Source organism: Tunturiibacter gelidiferens, assembly GCF_013410115.1.
Taxonomy (GTDB): Bacteria; Acidobacteriota; Terriglobia; order Terriglobales; family Acidobacteriaceae; genus Edaphobacter; species Edaphobacter gelidiferens.
Window position 1 is genome coordinate 1252123 of sequence record NZ_JACCCV010000001.1, and the last position, 16315, is coordinate 1268437.

The 16315-nt window shown below is 57.3% G+C and carries 10 protein-coding genes; 6 read left to right on the forward strand and 4 right to left on the reverse strand.

Annotated features, from left to right (window positions below):
- Positions 1 to 23 precede the first annotated feature (23 nt).
- Together HDF12_RS05290 and HDF12_RS05295 are read right to left on the reverse strand one after the other, a co-directional pair.
- Entirely contained in the window at positions 24 to 4283 is a 4260-nt protein-coding gene (locus HDF12_RS05290; protein WP_179581544.1) for a chitobiase/beta-hexosaminidase C-terminal domain-containing protein, read from the reverse strand.
- Between the two features lie 810 nt (positions 4284 to 5093).
- Complete coding sequence (locus HDF12_RS05295) at positions 5094 to 7139, reverse strand: S53 family peptidase (RefSeq protein WP_179581545.1); 2046 nt, start codon at positions 7137 to 7139, stop codon at positions 5094 to 5096.
- Positions 7140 to 7569: 430 nt separating this feature from the next.
- Between HDF12_RS05295 and lepB the strand changes: the two genes are divergently transcribed.
- Both lepB and HDF12_RS05305 read left to right on the forward strand, forming a co-directional pair.
- Entirely contained in the window at positions 7570 to 8370 is an 801-nt protein-coding gene (lepB, locus tag HDF12_RS05300; RefSeq protein ID WP_179581546.1) for a signal peptidase I, read from the forward strand.
- A 46-nt stretch (positions 8371 to 8416) separates the two neighbouring features.
- On the forward strand, positions 8417 to 10126 hold the full coding sequence (locus tag HDF12_RS05305; RefSeq protein ID WP_179581547.1) for an AsmA family protein: 1710 nt from the start codon (positions 8417 to 8419) through the stop codon (positions 10124 to 10126).
- Between the two features lie 487 nt (positions 10127 to 10613).
- Here HDF12_RS05305 and HDF12_RS05310 read toward each other — a convergent pair whose 3' ends face one another.
- Positions 10614 to 12560 (reverse strand): M1 family aminopeptidase, encoded by a 1947-nt coding sequence (locus HDF12_RS05310; protein ID WP_179581548.1) that lies wholly within the window; start codon positions 12558 to 12560, stop codon positions 10614 to 10616.
- Positions 12557 to 13345, reverse strand: coding sequence for a 23S rRNA (guanosine(2251)-2'-O)-methyltransferase RlmB (gene rlmB / locus HDF12_RS05315; RefSeq protein WP_179581549.1), 789 nt, complete (start codon positions 13343 to 13345; stop codon positions 12557 to 12559). The genes HDF12_RS05310 and rlmB overlap by 4 nt, the downstream gene beginning before the upstream one ends.
- A gap of 174 nt (positions 13346 to 13519) precedes the next feature.
- Here rlmB and HDF12_RS05320 point away from each other — a divergent pair, with 174 nt between their 5' ends.
- The 4 genes from HDF12_RS05320 to HDF12_RS05335 all read left to right on the forward strand — a co-directional run bounded on the left by HDF12_RS05320 (position 13520) and on the right by HDF12_RS05335 (position 15892).
- Entirely contained in the window at positions 13520 to 14155 is a 636-nt protein-coding gene (locus HDF12_RS05320) for an RNA polymerase sigma factor (RefSeq protein ID WP_373563845.1), read from the forward strand.
- Positions 14152 to 14535 carry a hypothetical protein gene (locus HDF12_RS05325; RefSeq protein ID WP_179581551.1) on the forward strand — a complete coding sequence of 128 codons (384 nt, stop codon included), beginning with the start codon at positions 14152 to 14154 and terminating at the stop codon, positions 14533 to 14535. Before HDF12_RS05320 ends, HDF12_RS05325 begins: the two co-directional genes overlap by 4 nt.
- A 68-nt stretch (positions 14536 to 14603) precedes the next feature.
- Entirely contained in the window at positions 14604 to 15080 is a 477-nt protein-coding gene (locus HDF12_RS05330) for a zinc ribbon domain-containing protein (RefSeq protein WP_373563846.1), read from the forward strand.
- Between the two features lie 8 nt (positions 15081 to 15088).
- Positions 15089 to 15892, forward strand: coding sequence for a LytR/AlgR family response regulator transcription factor (locus HDF12_RS05335; protein ID WP_179581553.1), 804 nt, complete (start codon positions 15089 to 15091; stop codon positions 15890 to 15892).
- The last annotated feature ends 423 nt before the right edge of the window (positions 15893 to 16315 follow it).

Below are 16315 nucleotides of genomic sequence, written 5' to 3' on the forward strand. Positions count from 1 at the left end.
GCCCCCGCATCTAGGTCCTCTTGCTAATTCTGGTAGGTCCAGTCAAGGATGTTCGCGTTCATGGTTGAACCACCAGTACCCCCGGTAAAGCCTACATAGGCGGTCGGGCCACCAACTACGCTGCTCAGGTCTACGTTATACGTGGTGGTAAAGCTGGCCGACGTGCTCTGGTCAGTAAGCAGCAGTGTAAGTGTTGTTCCGTCGTAAGTAACGTGGGCATGGAGAGTATGTCCGCTCTTCAAGACAATCGAAGGAGCAAGATTGATAGCCGGTATCGTTGGCGATGTCCCATTTGTGTAGAATCCGGTGGAATCGGTGCCTTCGCCATTGTTGCTATAAATGTCAAACTTGATGGCGAGACTCTTGCCGATTCCAACAGGTCCGCCTGGCTTGGCAGCACCGTAGCCGAGTCCGCTACCTGACGGCCCCATAGCGGAAAGTCCCTGGTTCTGGATGGCAAAAGTCATACCATCGGCAACGCCGTTTAGGATCTGGAAATCAAAGTCAGTCGTAAATGTCGCGACGCTGACAGGTGTCGCAAACCATATCGCACTTTGCGAATAGGTCACGCCTGCCTTCGTGATCTGTAACATCGAGCCATTGAGGGCTCCCACTCCATTCAGGGCGAAACTACTTCCTGCCCCAGCGAAACCACTCGGAAAATTGATCGCTAGAGGGGTTGCCTGGATCGTATATCCGCCAACAGAAACGGCACTCGCTGACAGGCCCGGCGCGATTGCCATCGCATGGATGACCTCTGTCGACGTAACCTGGATGGACGAGTTGTAGACCGAAGAACTCGTCGTCGGTGAGGATCCATCCGTCGTGTAGTAGATAGTACTGCCCGAGGCGGAGTCAGAAAGTGTAACGCTCTGCGCTGTCGAATAACTACCCGGCGCAGGAGAGAATACGGGCGGCGTCGTAGCAGGTGCTGAGACCGAATAGGTAGCTGAACTGACCGCACTCTGCGACGCACCTGAAGCGACCGCCAAAGCCTTGACTGTAGTGGTGCCTGTGCCCACTACGATCGGGCTGCTGTACACCGTGGAAGATGTAGTTGGAGTGGTGCCATCCGTCGTGTAATAAATGACAGCTCCGCTCGTGGTGTCACTCATACTCACGTTGGTTGCAGAAGCATAAGTACCAGCGGTAGGGCTAAAGACAGGTGCCGCCGTGACAGAACTTATTACATAGGTGGCTTGACCTACTGCACTCTGCGGAGTGCTGGGAGCTACAGCGATTGCCTTGACGGTTGTTGTCCCGTTGCTTACTGGGATCGCTCCGTTGTATACGGCAGAAGAAGTCGTCGGTGAAGATCCGTCGGTCGTGTAGTAAATCACGGCGCCCGTCGAAGCGTCGCTGAGCACAACGCTCTGCGCCGTTGTATAGTTGCCGCCTGCGGGATTGAAAGTTGGGGTCGCGGTCGGAGACGTCCCCGGCTGAGAAGCGTAGGTCCAGCTCAATATCTTCTGGATTGAGGTCGACCCGCCCGTGCCGCCCGTGAACCCTACATACGCGGTATTCCCTCCAACAATCTGGGGGATATTGATCGCCTGGCTGTAGGTAAATGTCTTGCCTACCAGCTGGTCCGTCAAAGTCATAGTGAGAGTAGTGCCGTCGTAAGTCAGGTGCGCATGCATCGTGTCACCGCTTCTTAAAATGACGCCACTCGATGTCATATCCGCCGCAGGCATCTCAGGAAGCGCCCCATCCGTATAGAAGCCGGTGGAGTCATTGCCTTCCCCCTGATTGCTGTAGATATCAAACTTGACAGCGACGCTCGTCGGGATGCCTGTACCCTTAGGATTGCCATAGCCTAACGCTCCCGCGTTACTCCCGAGCGCAGTTGCGCCGGCGTTCTGGATCGTGAAAGTAAAGCCGTCTGCAATAGCATTGAGCAACTGGAATGCGAAATCCGTGGTGAAGGCTTGAACGTTGATGGGTTGGCTGAATGCACTTCCAGCCTGGTAAGTACCTCCATTGGTGAGTTCCAGGCTACCGTCGCTCCCTGCGACCGCAGTGCCGTTGAACGTGAGCTCGCTGGCACTGGCAAAGCCACTGCCAAAGTTTATGCTCGAACTGCCGGCTTGTATGACATAGGCCGCCGTGGACAGGTCATTGTTCTTCCGCGTCGAATCGAAAGCGATAGCATTTATCGTCGTATTCGTTGCGACCGTGATAGGAGCCGTGTAGACGGTGGAGGAAGTCGTCGGCGTAGAACCGTCTAGCGTGTAGTAAATGGTGGCCGACTCATCTGCATCTGATAACACCACCGTCTGCGATGAGGTATAGGTTCCGCCAGCGGGTGTGAAGTTCGGCGCCGGAGTTTGCGTCGGAAGTGTGAAAGTCGCAGACGATATCGGACTCTGAAGATAGTTGGTTGCGCTCGCGATGGCCTTGATAGTTGTCGCCGCTGTCAGAGTTATCGGCGAAGTATAGATGTTGGAGGCAGTCGTAGGAACAGTTTGGTCCAGGGTGTAGTAGATATTCGCGGGAAGTGTTGTCGTGTTGAGAGAGACGGGCAGGGGAAGTTCGAAGGCGCCAGCCTTCGGCGAGAAGGTCGGCGTCGCGGCAACAGACTCCCCATTCAGTAATCCAAAGACATCTACTTGGTGTGCGGCACCCACGTAAACATGTCCATTCGTGATAACCGGTACTACAAATTTGTTAGTGGGCCCCGCGTTGTCGCGCGCCTGCTTATCGCTCTCATAGAAGATCGTCGCCAGGTTGGTTGCATCGAAGGCATACAGTATCTCGGAAGCACCACCTGTCTTTACAGCCCAGGCTATCCCGTTCGCCGTGCCATTGGAAGATACTACAAAGCTTGCTCCTGGATAACCTGTCGAGACGGTACTCTTGCTGGTGTAGGCAGGTGTAAGTACTCCATTATTGAGACTGAATGCTTTGGCGGAGTCACCGCTCCCCCAAATATAGACATTTCCATTCCAATAGGCAGGTGTGCTCCACAAGCCATTAATCTCCCCGGTAATGTCCTGCAAAGCGTTTGTGTTCGAAGTGCCCCCGGGAAGATAGCCGCCAAGATTGTCTCGGTTCAGGACCAGAATGCGTCCCTCTTTTCCTGCCTGGATCAGGATGTGCGGATTCGCCCCCGTCTGATCCGGCAGCATGAGGATCCCGCCCGAGCCCTGGTCGTGATCTAAACTCGACAAGCTGGCCTGATTGAAAGAGGTGAACGCATCAGTAACAGCTAGACCTCCGTTCGCGAGGCTCAGCGCCACGATACTATCGCCGAGATTCACCCCGGGATTGAACGGTGGGTAGGCGGAATTCGTGCCATTCCCCGTAACCAAAAACATTCGTCCGGCTGTGCCTCCATTGTCGATTGGTAGTCCTGCACCCGAGCCCCAGACGCCGGCGTCGGATCCATTGGGGCTCATACAGATCACCGCGGTCTGCGCCAGGGTTGTGCCATCGAATGCGAATAGCCACCCATGAAAGGACCCGATGTCGCCGTGAGATCCGAACGCGGCATAGACGATCCCGTTGTAATAGGTCAGCGCCGGCCGGTTCAGTTGCCGCAACGGATTGAACGCAAGTTGTCCCCCTGAGCTGCCGCTCCCTGTGCCAGGCACCGTTGCTTGAATAACCGTGGGACTGTTTGGCTGCTCTGCTCCGGTCAGAATGTTGATGGCATGCAGCCGCTGGACATACGCGCCGCTCTCCTTCGTCTTCGCAACGACATACATCGTATTGCTTGCGAGGTTGATCGCCGGAGTGCTGGTGATGCCTATCTCCGGAGCAATATTGGTCGAACCGACATCCGCGCTTGGAACCGTAGTTGCACCTGATGCAGCACCATAAGTCGGGCTGAGCAGACTAATCTGCCACAAGGGCTGCGCGTTTGCGCCAGCGTTGGAGTCGGCATCGAAGGCGTAAACGGAATCATGCTCTGTCGCAACGAACAGAACGTTGTGCACCAGCCCATCGCTCATCGTCAGACCGCTGATGTACAGGGGCTGTGCATAGACGTACCCATCGACCGACCTTGAAAAAAGTAGACCAAATGAGGAGCTGTTTACGTTAGCCGGTGTAAGGAGTGTTTCTTGCGTGTTTGCTCCCGTGTGGGTAATGTCGTATCGCCAGGTGGGCACATTCACCGGAGTCGCACTTTGGCCAAACGCTAATTCAGTCACCGCCGCGAGCATGAAGAGCAGAAGTAAAGCTCTTAGAAAGCAGCTAGTAGCCTTATTCAAATAACCCGAAACGTAACTCGAGACGACAGGGTGCAGGATATTTATTCGCAGACAGGGAAATAGAACCATGGACTCACCTCTAGCGTTGTTGAATTGTTGGTTCGCTGAGGAGGAAAGAAATGCGTACACCTTCCAACGGGCTTCAACGAGACGATCAAAGGAAACAGAACTACCCAGATCTTTTTGAAGCCCCGGGCAGAGAAAAAATCATTACGTCAGTGATTCGCGTGCGTCGACTTATTGTGCGTCTCGGAAGCAAAATATAACTGATTTCAACGCGTTACCCAGGCACAAAGAAGTAATCGTACTTAGTTACTGCTGGGACTAAGTTAGATCGGACGTTTTCTCTAGCGTATTGAGTAGTCAATAACTTCGGCCAAGCAGCCGGTTTTGAAATAGCGCAACACTCAGGGGAAACTACTTCGTGTTTCAGTGCTATCAACGCGAATGTGCGTCCCGGGCACGAAAGCGCAACCTGGAGGTCAACGACAATCATTTCGAACATGGTGAAAGACCTGGCCGGCAAACGGTAGGTGTCGTAGTCGTGGCCTTCAACTACAAGCCACGCGACGATAAGGCTGAAATGGTCAAAATTCGCAGAGAAGATTCGCGATGACATGCAGGCCGAGACGCCAAATGCCGCCGTTCCGTTCGGAACCGCCGCATCAGAGGAGATGCCATCTTGTGGCTGAACTAAAGGATAAGTTCATCTTTTGGGTACATCGAATATCAGCTTATGAGTAATGTGAGCTGATAAGTCCTTGAATGCGATCCAGGGGAGAAATCACTTATAGTGTTCCGCACAGCCTATTGCTATCCGAGAGAAAAATGCCGGGCGCTAAGGTACGCCCGGCATAAGTTTCAGAAATAAAGACGCCGCTACCGTTTGAAGTAGTCGGCAAAAGCCTTCCCGTTGGGAACTCCCACACCTGTTACGTCATCCCAACCAACCGCTGTTTTAAGACCGCTATCCGTGCCGAAGGTCAAAATCAGGGCGGTATCTTGTAGCAACGGGTAGTCCCACAGGACACTCTCGAAGCTCGTCGAGCCTTCGAGCGGAGAGGCCAATGCTACAGCCGAATAGCTTTTCTTCCCCGCTGAATCCACAACTTCTCCCGTCACATTGGTCTTCGAGCTGTAAGGGACGATGTCCGTGATCGTTGATGCAGGCAATGAGTACAAATAAGGCGCGGCCTGCCCAAGCGGCACCCCAGCTTCCTGGTTGGCAATGGCCCATAGCGCGGAGAACATCGGGCAGGCAAGACTTGTGCCGCCATAGACCGCGTATTGCAACTCAGGAAGCACGCCTGGTTCAGAGATCGCAATGTATGCGCCCGTGAATGGATCGGCCAGCCACGAAATATCTGGAAGATGACGTCCACCACCCTTTAGCTGACTCTGATAAGAAGGCTTTGCGAAGACTGCGCTGACGCCCCCTCCCGAACCAAAGTTGAAGAAGCCACCCCCAGTCGGCGGATCTTCGACAAATCCCTCCTCCGCGACCAGATTTTCATTGGTTCCCCAACCAGACTGCCAGGCGATGGTGTTATTCGATTTCAGCGCCAGACTGATACCGCCTATCCCGGTCGCGTACGGAGAATCTGCAGGGGCGCTCACGGACGCCGGATTAAATTGCGGAAAATCGAAGGTGAAATCGCCGCTGTCTCCAGTGGAGAAGTTTGCAGAGATTCCCAGCACGGCTGCGGTTTCGGCGATCAGATCTTCGGTGACCAGAACGCTAGTCGGGGTATAGAGCTCTTCACTTCCATAGCTGCCCGAGATGACATTGCCCAGTTGATAGTTGACTGCATAGAAGAACCCTTGGTCTACATCCTGAAAAGTGGCGCTCGGCGGGACCACCAAATCAATCGCAGCTCCAGGTGCAATGGCGTGAGCCCATTCCACGTCAATGTTGATCTCCGGATCCGGTGCCTCGCAATAAGAAGGAGTGGGAGTGTAGATGATCTTGAAGTTGCTCGACGTCAGCTTCGGCAGGCCGAATTGCGCCGAGAAAGCATTCGCGTCGCTGGTAATGGTCGGCGATCCGCACCAGTCGATAATGACGATGGTTTGCCCGCTCCCATCGAAGTGCTCGGCATACAGTGCGTTGAGGTTGTACGCGGCTCGGATGTTCTCAGGCGTGTAACCACACCCAGCCGAGCTGGTCGTATAACCATTGCCAGTGTAGGTGGCGATTGGAAGGCCGCCGCTCGTACTGAACGTCTGAGTGGTCTTGCCGGGAAAGCAATCCGAGTTGAAGGGTAACGACGTGCCCACGGCCGAGGTTGCTAACGCCGCCGAGGAAGATTCGACACCCGGAGGCGTCGTAGGTGGCTTACGGCTCGTAGTTTTAGTCACCACAGGATGGCTGTATTCCATGGTGTCCAGGCCGGCAACCGAGCCTACCAGTGCGGCTGCCTCTCCCGTGATGTAGGGATCTTTTGAATTGCCACGCACTGTCTTGCCATCGACTTCATAGTTGTTGAGCGACACATGGAACGCACTTTTCACCGCGCCCACGGTGCCTCGTGCCCGGACAAAGAAGTTATCCGGACCCACCTTCACGACCGTCAGCTTATTCGACGTGAAGAAATTCACGACAGTCTTGGCTTCCTCTGCGGTCGGCGCATACTTCGAAGTGAACTCAGCCTTGCTAATCCAATGGCGGTAGTTGGGAGACCCGGGATCATAAAGATCCTTCGCCAGCGCGTCTAAATCGGCCTTGTTGTGGGGATTGAGCCAGATGCTGACTTCAATCACCGTGGAAGGGTCGACGGCTCCCAGATTTTTGGCCGATGTCGTGAACCTGGGTGTGTTGTTCGTGATGGTGGATCCGCTAACTTCAGAAGAAGCTCCGAAGAGCGGAACGGCGGCTAGGATCCCAACTCCGAGTAATGTGCCTAAAAATAGCTTTGCGTGAGCCATCGGTGTCACCTCTCAGGTCGTTCGAGTTACCTCAGGAGCGTAAAATAGTAACTAAGTAGTGTCTACAGCTATTTTTGTATTTACGTAAACTATTTTTCGATGTACAGAATCTGCGCCTTCGTATAGCTCTCGACCCTACCTCCTGGCAGCCCGCGCCTGAATCGGCGATCCCTGGTTGGGCCATTCACGAGACGCCGCGGATATCTTTCAGGTGACCTCCGAACCGGATGTTTGAGCTTCGGTCGCGGTCACCGTATCTTCCCTCATTTTTGTCTTCGCCCACTTCGCTCATGGCATCTTGTGGCCAGAGCTTCCGGTGTACTTTCTCGTGAGCCTTGATGCCTGAGACCCGGTTTCGCGCAGCAGACGAATCTCCCCCTCACTCCCGCCATCAGCGATACACTGAAAGCTGCATCTGTGGAGAAGAGTCTTGCCCGAAACCATCACAACCGAAGCCACCACCCCCGACGTCGCCCAGCAGGAGCAGGCCGAAACTCCGCTTGAGTCCCTTGCCTCCATCTGCACCGTCCTCGCCATCGGTCTCTTCGTGATGACCTTCATCTTCCAGAACTTCGAGATCCCCTCCGCCTCCATGGTGCAGACCCTGCTCATCGGCGACCACGTCCTGGTAGACCGCATCTCCCTCGCCCCGCCCGCCAAATGGGCCCCCTTCACCTTCTATCGCGACGTCCGCCGCGGCGACATCATCGTCTTCTTCAAACCCGGCGAGCCCGACCTCTTTCTCGTCAAGCGCACCATCGGCATCCCCGGCGACCGCATCCACCTCCGCAACGGCATCGTCTACCTCAACGGTGTCGCGCAAAACGAGCCCTACGCCGGAATGCCCGCCACCGACGACAACCCCCAGCACGCCTTCGATCCCTACCGCGACGACTTTCCCGCCGTCCCGCCCGACAACTACGGCAACGTCACCGCCAGCTGGGCCTATGAGCTACCCAGCCACATTCAGGACGGCGACCTCATCGTTCCCCCCGGCAAGGTCTTCGCCATGGGCGACAACCGCACCGAAAGCCTCGACGGCCGTTACTGGGGCTTTGTCCCGCGCGAAAACATCGTAGGCCGCCCCCTCTTCGTCTACTGGTCCTTCCAGACCCCCGCCGACCAGATCAACAAGCAGAGCATCGGTGAGCGCCTCGGCTTCATGGGTCACATCATCCTCCACATCTTCGACGAAACACGCTGGAAGCGCACGCTTCATCTCATCAAATAAGAGGTCATTCCGGCGCGGCCTAACCCACCGTGCCGGACTATCGTTCATGCAGGAAACCGACCCCACTTACGCGCCCTCCCTCGACCATAGCGAACACGCGGAATCGGACACCGCTCCGTCCCTCAGCACGCACACGCTGCGCCGCCTCCTCTACCTGGCCTTCGTAATTCTTGCCGTGATGCTGCTCATCCTGCTCCCTCCCTACATCAGCGTTAACCGCTATCAGCGCCGCATCGCCACCAGCATTAGCGACAGCCTAGGTCGCCCCGTCCACCTGGACAGAGTCTCCCTCAACCTCCTCCCCCTTCCCGGCTTCACGCTCGAAAACTTCGTCGTCGACGAAGACCCAGCCTTCGGCTCCGAGCCCGTCATCCGTGCCAACTCCGTCCGCGCCACCCTTCGCCTTAGCTCCCTCTGGAGCCGCCGCGTCGAGTTCTCCACCATCAGCTTCACCGAACCCAGCGTCAACCTCGTCCACACCGCGGCAGGGAAGTGGAACCTCGAGAGCATCCTCCTCCACGCCGCCCACATTTCCGCCGCTCCCACCGCGCAGAGAAAGGCCGGTCCCGCCCCGCGCTTCCCCTACATCGAAGCCACTGGGGCGCGTCTCAACCTCAAACTCGACCGCGAAAAGTCTCCCATCTCCCTCACCGAAGCTGACTTCGCCCTCTGGCTCCCCGACCCGCAGCAATGGCATCTTCGCCTCTCCGCTCGTCCGGCCCGCACCGACACCGACGTATCCGACACCGGCACGCTCGAACTCGAAGGCACTCTCGGCCGAGCCGCTTCGCTCGATCAGGTCCCCATCAGCCTGCGCGGCGAGTGGCGCAACGCGCCGCTCGGCGGAGCCAGCCGCCTCCTCCTTGGCCGCGACGCCGGCATCCGCGGCGAAATGCTTCTTACCGCCAACGCCCAGGGCACCGTCAGCAACAGCAACGTACAAGCCCGCCTCCGCCTCACCGACACCCGCCGCGCAGACTTCGTGCCCGCTCAGCCTATGGACATCGATCTCCAATGCCTCGGCTCTGCCACCGCCGACTTCCACTCCTTCCAGGATCTTCGCTGCAGCTGGCCGCCAGCCGGCTCCTCCGATGCGCCCATCGTCGCTCTCACCGGCACCCTCCCCGACCTCCGCAACCCGAAGTCCGCAGACCTGCAGATCGGAACCCCTGGCCTCCCCGCCGCAACGCTCCTCGAGTGGCTTCGGGTAGCCAGCGCCCGCGTCCCCGCCGACATCTCTGCCGCCGGCGCTCTCACCGGCAATCTCTCCTATGCTCCCGCCTCCCCCGGCACACTGCCCTGGCGCGGAGAGTTGCTTCTGAGCAACGCCAGCCTCATCAATCCCCATGCCGGCCCCACCTCTCTGGTTTCCGGCGATGTCGCTCTCCGCTCCACCACGGCGCCCGCCCCAAAAACTCCACAAACCAAACATCGCAAACCCGCCCCTCCCACAGCCGATGGCTTTCAGCTGGAGCCTGTCTCTCTCGCTCTCGGCGGCAAAGATCCCGCAACCCTCGAAGGCCACCTCGACGCCGCAGGCTGCACCTTTCACCTCACCGGCATGGCCTCTACAGCACGCTTAATAGCCCTCGCAACCGCGCTCCCCCAGTTAGGCGATGGCCTCGCCGAAGTCCTGCCCACCAACCGGGCGACCGGCCCCTACCGCATCGACCTGACCGCCACCCGCCCCTGGGGCCAACCCCAAACCTGGACCGACACCTCACCCCGCCCTCCAGTTCCCCGACCACATCGCTAGCTTTTCCCTTTGTACCGCACTTGCTCTTACGTCTCACCCTCCACAATAGATAACGTCATTCTGAGCGAAGTTGCTCACGCTTTTGTGAGCAACGCAGTCGAAGAATTCCTGTATTCGCCTTTGCTTTTGCCGTTGCCTGTCCTTTTGTTGTCATCCCGTAGGGATCTGCTTTTGCCTTTGCTTTTTGTCGTCGCCTGCCCGCCGAAAAATCTGTCAAGCCTCCAAAACCCCTAACCCAAGCCCACACAACAAGATAGACTTGGCGTATCAGTTACCAGCCATCAGCTATACTGGAAGCAGCAAAGAAAAAACCCCGTCCAGCAGCCGGGGTTTTTGCATTTAATCCATAAACCCTTTGGTGAGACGTATTTAGCTGTAACCCTTTTCATATGAAGAATTTGCAAAAATCATAAAACGTCAATCTCATGAAAATAAATAACTTACGCGAAAATACCCCCCAGGGGGTACCCTCCCGGGAAAGGAGAACTCAGTGCGCCACAATCTGCTTGGTGTGAATCGAAACCGTTACCTCCGGCACGCTGCCGTCGTTGACGATCACCTCATCCGGCGTACCCTCGAACACGACCCGTACCGAAGCGCTCGACCGTCCCGCGATACGCAGCCTCTGTGTCGAAGTCAACGCCCCCGATCGCACCGTCACCGGCACCTCAGCCGCCGCATCCCCGTCGTTCGTCACGTCCACCGACACCAGGAACCCCTTGCCCTTGTCCCCAATCTTGTCCAGCGCACGAGGCGTCACGTTGGCGATGCTAAGGTCCGGCAGGCCGCGATCCCGATACACCCAATCATCAAAAAACCAGGCCAGATCCCGCTTGGCGCTTCGTTCCAAAACCCGCTGAAACTCCTTCGGGTCGCTGTCCATCTTGTCGGTCCGGTAGGTCTGCAGCGCCCGCTTCAACGCATCATCGCCCACCACCGACCGCAGCATCCAAAGCACCGCCGCAGCTTTCGTCCGGTAGTAGACCTCATCACTCGCAAGGATCAGGCTCTGCCCGGCATCGGAGGCGGAGGAGCCGGCCGACAAACTGGACGACGTTCCGGTAGACGAGCCGGAAGAAGGCCCCGGCTCCACAAGAGACAGTGTGTTCGCCTCCTGCTGCAGTCGCTTCACCGCCGCCTCCCGCCCCTGACTCTGCTCGATCCACAACAGCGACATCCACTGCGCCACGCCTTCATCCAGCCAGACGTGTGACGAGCCGAACCATGCATGGCTCAACGAATGCACCAGCGAAGGAGCCAGCACCTCTGCTGCCGCGGCACGCATCGGCACCACCAGCAGAGCATCGTCCTCAAACGGCTGCCCGTCGTGATCGAGGATGTTGAGCACGTTCAGCGGACCGGCTCCCAGCCACTCGACCAGCAGCGGCTGCACCTTCGTCGAAGCCGCGCCATAGCTCGGCAGTGCATCGTAGTGGTCGGTCACCGCGGAGATCAGGCTGTTGTCGGTCACAGTACCCGCCCGATCGGTGATAAAGAGACTCAAGGTACGAAATCCCAACGGCCGCGCGGAGAACTCAGCCGTCGCCACCCCCGGAGACTCAGCCACCGGCAGATTCTGGTTCTCACTCACCTTCACCAACTGCTCCCGACGCCCACAGAAGAACGCAGCATCCGGCGCATCGCCGACATACTCCACCGTCAGTCGCATATGCACCGTCGCCTCAGCCTGCTGCAGCTTGTTCAGCCCGACACTCTGGAACAGCTTCGCTCCATCACCCAGAAACACCGGTGCCGCAGCCGTCGGATACCACAGAACACTGCCGAACCCGCGCAGCGCCGTCCGTTCCGCGGTGATCTGATCCCAGTCCGCATTCGCAGCCTGGTCGAGCGGCGCACCAATTCGCTCCAGCCGCTCTGCCGACTGCACCACCTCGCCCGAGTAGAAGCCCGTCAGCGCAAGACTCGCCCCCGACTCCAATGGCTGGGGCAAAGAGACCACCGCCTCGGTCGCCTTCCCCGTGTGATCGGCGTCAGTATCGATCGCATGTTGCGTGAAAGTGAGAGGCACCACGCGCCCCTCAATCTGCGCTGCAAAACTCTCCCAGCTCAGTGCCGACGAGATCTGAAACACGAGCCTCGTCAGCGGAGCCTTCCCCGAGTTCTTCACGGAGAATCTCGAATGAACCCCCAGCAGCGACTGCGCCGGAGTCAGATGAACATCCAGATCGTACGAAGTGAAGGTGAGCGAGGTGCGCTCCGCATCGCTGACCTCGACCGCCGCCTGGCTTACCGGAGGCTTCTCCTTCTTCTCAACCTCTGGCGAATCCAGATTTCGATCGAACAGAACCTTACCCTGTGGTGGCGGAGGCAAATCGGCAGGAGGAGCCTCCTGCGCCCGCGCTAAACTAACTCCAAACACAGCCGCCAGAACCAGCCGGCGACCTACAACCGAAACAACATCAAAACTCTTCAAGATCCCAATCCCTTACGTTCCTTCGAAGGCTTTCGAGCAGCTGGCGGAGCCGCAGTTTGACGGCGCTGACGCATCGCCTCAAACATCACAACCGCGCCCGCAACCGACACATTGAGCGACGACACTTGTCCCGCCATCGGAATCCTCAGCAGATGATCGCAGGTCTTCTTCACCAGGTCATGCAACCCAGCGCCTTCACGCCCCAGCACCAGAACGCAGTCGCCCTTGAAGTCATACTCTGTGTAATCCGGTGTCCCGCGCTCATCCAGTCCAAGTACCCAGACATGCTTCTGCTTCATCTGCTCCAGCGCACGAACCAGGTTCGTGACGCGAGCGATCCGCACATGCTCTGACGCTCCAGCCGAGGTCTTCGCCACCGTCGCCGTCACCGGAGCAGAACGCCGCTCCGGCAGAATCACACCATCGACGCCAGCTCCATCCGCAGTCCGCAGCAGCGCCCCAAGGTTGTGCGGATCCTCGACGCCATCCAGCGCCAGGAAGAACCTGGATTGTCCCTCCGCCTTCGGAGCCAACAGGTCCTCGATCCCCAGGAACTTACGCTCCCGAACCACCGCAAGCACGCCCTGATGCGCATCCGTTCGCGCCAGCCTGGTCAGCTGGTCCCGAGACTCGAGCGACACCCGAACTCCAGCCGTCCGGCATAGCTCGATCAGCCTCTCCAGCCGCTCATCCCGACGCTCCCTCGCCACGCTGACGTGGTCAAGCTGCCGTCCCCCCGCCCGGATAGCCTCCTCAACAGGGTGCAGGCCATAAAGAACTTCCATCCCTCAAGTCTACCGCCCCACACCAGGAGAAAAGCAGCGAGGCCTTAGAATGTCTAGAGAGTAACGGCGGGCTTGCGAATAGACTTTTAGAACCTCTTAAAGGAAATTTCTCTTTTTATGGACCGTGCGGGCAAAAAGCGAGTCTTGTTAGGCCGAAAGAACGTCTCTAGCAGTGTGCAAAATGGTTCCATCTCGCTGACGTCAACGTTCGGTGCTCAAGTCTCGAGCGAAAACGCGGCGATTGCCCAAGGTTTAAAGAAGCAGAATCCGGAACTTCTGGATGCGCTCATTGAGCTTTATCAGCACCGCCTTCTCCGCTATCTGCTCTTCCTCACAGGGAAGCGTGAAGTTGCCGAGGATCTCTTTCAGGAGACGTGGATGCGGGTTCTGCTGCGAGGGGCACAGTACAACGGCAAAGCACGGTTCGACACATGGCTCTTTACCATTGCGAGAAATCTGGTGATTGACTTGTCGCGAAAGCGGGTGATGGCCAGCCTTGACGAGATGGGTGAGGGGAAAGAAGACGAACGGCCGTTTGAGGTCGCGATGTCAGGACCTTCCCCGCTCGAGCAGTTTCAATCCCGCGAAAACTGCGCTGAAGTAGGGGAGGTTTTGCTGAAGCTAGAACCTAGCTACCGAGAGGTTCTTGTTCTTCGTTTTTATGAAGAACTTTCTTTGGAGGAGATCGCCACCGTAACTCGGGCACCTTTATCGACGGTGAAGTCCAGGCTTTATCGCGGACTGGCGGCTTTGAAGCCGGAGATGGAGCAGCTTCGATCCTCTCGTTCGTTTGCGGAGGTCGGGATATGAGCAACGCCCTCGAGACCTCTTTGCCGCAAGACGATTCTAGATTGAGTCACCGAGCAGAGTTGATAGATCTGCAGATGGGTGCTCGCGCCTCGGTGGTCAATCGGACTCATCGTGTGGTGCGGGAACGGGCGAAGACGCTCGCGGCGCGACGCAATCGCGTTCGAAGCATGTGGATTCCACTGGCCGTTTGTTCGGCCCTTTTTGTAATCATCTGCACTGCGGTCTGGAGCGCGCTTGACGCCTACGATGTATCGTCGAATGGTTTTCCGGATGCGAGTAATCAGTTTTTAGTTTTATGTTTGTGGTTTTTTCCTGTGTCGATGGCTTTGCTCGCTTTGGTGTTGTTTCGCCGTGCCCGTAAGCGCGAGGTGGCTGGATGATGAGATTTTGGAATCAGGGATCAGATCGATCGCAAGTCACCCGGGCCGGGGGTGAGGATGAGTTGAGCATGATACCGACCTGGTCGGTGGTGCTGGCCATTCTGGTGTTTGGGGCCGTGCAGTATCTGTTCCATGGAGTGTTGCCGCATCACAAACATGAGTTGCTCCCGATGCGACTGCTGATGGGTTACTCGTGGGGGACTGCGTTTGCCAGTTACGTGTTGCTGGTGGGGTATGTGAGTCGTGACGTTCGGCGGCGGCGGATGCCGGCTGGATTGTGGATGCTGATCGTGGTGGTGCTGCCGGGCGGAATCGGGGCTGTGGTGTACTTCCTGCTGCGACAGCCGATGCTGATGCCTTGTCCGCATTGCAGTACGGAGATTATCTCGAGTGTGCACTTCTGTCCGCAGTGCCAGTTCCAGCTGGCTCCTGTGTGCGGACGGTGCTTCCGCGGGGTGCAGATTACGGATGTGTACTGCACGCAGTGCGGGCATGACCTAGCCGAGGACCATGCGCCGGCGCGGTTGCGCGTATATAGTGACTAGTTGCTAGCATGTCACTGACTGCACTCATCATCGATGACGAACCACTGGCGAGGCAGGAGCTGCAGTACTTGCTGGAGCGCGCGGGCGGGGTTGAGGTTCTGGCGCAGGGAACTAACGGGATCGAAGCTGTGGAACTGATTCGGATGCATAAGCCGGATCTGGTGTTCCTTGATGTGCAGATGCCTGGCCTTGACGGTTTTGGCGTGCTGAAGAAGCTGCTGGATCGTAAGGTTCCGATGCCTCAGGTGGTGTTCGCGACTGCATTCAACCAGTATGCGGTGCGCGCGTTCGAGGTGAATGCTATCGATTATCTGCTGAAGCCCTTTGATCGAAAGCGGGTGATGCAGACGATCGAGAAGGCCCAGGCTCGACGGGTTGCTCCGCCGGAGCCGGCGGGCTTGGCGCTAGAGACGGGGGCCAAGCTGGACGCGCTGCTGCGGCTGGTCGAGGAGCAGACGCAGGCACCGAAGGCCAACTCGGGCAAGGTAATTGTTCGGGCGCAGAGCCGTTTGCTGCTGGTGGATCAGCGCGAGATCTGTTTTGCCTCGATCGAAGAGGGCACCATCAGTGTGGTGACGCGGGCGGTTGAGGGGCACTCAAACTGCAGGACGCTGGAGGAGCTGATGGACCAGCTCGATCCGGAGACGTTCTGGAGGGCGCACCGGTCGTATGTGGTGAATATTCAGCACATACGGGAGGTGGTACCGTGGTTCAAGTCCAGCTACCAGCTAAGGATGGACGATGCCCAGAAGACGGAGATTCCGGTCAGCAGAGCACAGACCAAGCGGCTTCGTGAGCTGTTCAATCTGTGAGGTGGGTACCCCCTGGGGGGTATTTCGGTGCAAGTCACCTATTTTCATATACATGACAATAGCGGGTTTCTGCAAAATTGTGTTTCTAAACGGGTTAAGGGCAAATTCGTCTTTATAAAGGACTTATGGGCGAAACGTTTTCTTCCGGAAAGATTGCGGCCAAATAATTCCTTAGGAGCGCAAGGTACGAAAGCGTTTAGCAAAAAGTCCTTCGTTTCCTCTCTGAAATAAGAAAGCCTCGGCCTCGCCGGGGCTTGTTTGAGTCGCTAGATCCATTATATCGGTTAGACATAAACTAATACGCCATGTGGATCTCCTTGTGTGAGTTTGACTTAGAGGATTACGGGGCTTGACAGGATTTTGATGGGTGAGGAGCAGGGTGTCTCGACTGCTTTCGGCTTTTGATGTGTGGAAGAGGGTTAC

Coding starts and splice junctions, on each gene's coding strand:
- HDF12_RS05325 (WP_179581551.1), top strand. CDS start 14,152: ATGAGCAACGCCCTCGAGACCTCTTTGCCGCAAGACGATTCTAGATTG.
- HDF12_RS05335 (WP_179581553.1), top strand. CDS start 15,089: ATGTCACTGACTGCACTCATCATCGATGACGAACCACTGGCGAGGCAG.
- HDF12_RS05305 (WP_179581547.1), top strand. CDS start 8,417: ATGCAGGAAACCGACCCCACTTACGCGCCCTCCCTCGACCATAGCGAA.
- HDF12_RS05295 (WP_179581545.1), bottom strand. CDS start 7,139: ATGGCTCACGCAAAGCTATTTTTAGGCACATTACTCGGAGTTGGGATC.
- rlmB (WP_179581549.1), bottom strand. CDS start 13,345: ATGGAAGTTCTTTATGGCCTGCACCCTGTTGAGGAGGCTATCCGGGCG.
- HDF12_RS05290 (WP_179581544.1), bottom strand. CDS start 4,283: ATGGTTCTATTTCCCTGTCTGCGAATAAATATCCTGCACCCTGTCGTC.
- HDF12_RS05330 (WP_373563846.1), top strand. CDS start 14,604: ATGATACCGACCTGGTCGGTGGTGCTGGCCATTCTGGTGTTTGGGGCC.